This is a genomic window from Streptomyces sp. YGL11-2 (assembly GCF_050054615.1).
Lineage (GTDB): Bacteria > Actinomycetota > Actinomycetes > Streptomycetales > Streptomycetaceae > Streptomyces.
In genome coordinates, this window is record NZ_JBNHIN010000160.1 from 1 (window position 1) to 971 (window position 971).

1 protein-coding gene is annotated in these 971 nt (G+C 76.4%); it reads left to right on the plus strand.

The annotated features are described in order from the left end of the window. Window positions 1-131: 131 nt before the first annotated feature. Complete coding sequence (locus ACO1BR_RS44140; RefSeq protein ID WP_426800756.1) at window positions 132-914, plus strand: SDR family NAD(P)-dependent oxidoreductase; 783 nt, start codon at window positions 132-134, stop codon at window positions 912-914. The last annotated feature ends 57 nt before the right edge of the window (window positions 915-971 follow it).

Consider the following 971-nt stretch of genomic DNA (forward strand, 5'->3'; position numbering starts at 1 on the left):
CCCCCCCCCCCCCCCCCCCCCCCCCCCCCCCCCTCCGCCCCCGCACCCTCCCGTAGCGGTGCGGGACCCCGCCCCGGTGGGGGAGGACGTCAAAGACCTGGGGCGCCCTCCCAGTTGGGTAGGTAGCGGCCATGAGGCGATTCGAGGGATACCGCGTACTGATCACCGGCGCCGGCCGGGGCATCGGCGAGGCCACCGCCCGGCGGCTGGCCGACGAGGGCGCACGCGTGCTGGTCACCGACATCGACGGGCCCCGCGCCGAACGGGTCGCGCAGGGCGTGCGGGCGGCCGGCGGCGAGGCCGAGGCGCTGGCCTGCGACGTCGGCGACCGGACCGCCGTGGAGGCGGCCGTCGCGCACGCCGTGGACCGATTCGGCGGCCTGGACACCCTCGTCAACAACGCGTACCGCTGCCACCACGACACCCCGCTCTTCGAGGACACCCCGGACGAGGAGTGGGCCGCCGACCTGGACATCACCCTCGGCGGCGCGTTCCGCTGCTCCCGGGCCGCGCTGCCCCACCTGGCCGCCGCCGGCGGGCGCGGCGCGATCGTCAACATCGGCTCGGTCAACGGCCTCCAGGACTTCGGCAACCACGCCTACAGCGCCGCCAAGGCGGGCCTGGCGAGCCTGACCCGTACGCTCTCCGGCCATGCCGCACCGCGCGGCGTACGGGTCAACCTCATCGCGCCGGGCACCGTCCACACCCCCAACTGGGCTGGGCGTGAGGACGCGTTGCAGCGGGCGGCCGGGGCGTATCCACTGGGCCGGGTCGGCCGCCCCGAGGACATCGCCGCGGCCGTCGCCTATCTCGCTTCCCAGGACGCGGCCTGGATCACCGGCATCACGCTGCCCGTCGACGGCGGCGTACTGGTCTCCAACGACGAGCTGCGCCGCGCCCTGCGCGGCGCATGAACTCCTCCCCCACCGGGGCGGGGTCCCGCACCGCTACGGGAGGGTGCGGGGGCGGAG

Bases quoted from the DNA above. Each gene is read 5' to 3' on its own strand.
- ACO1BR_RS44140 (WP_426800756.1), top strand. From the start codon at position 132: ATGAGGCGATTCGAGGGATACCGCGTACTGATCACCGGCGCCGGCCGG.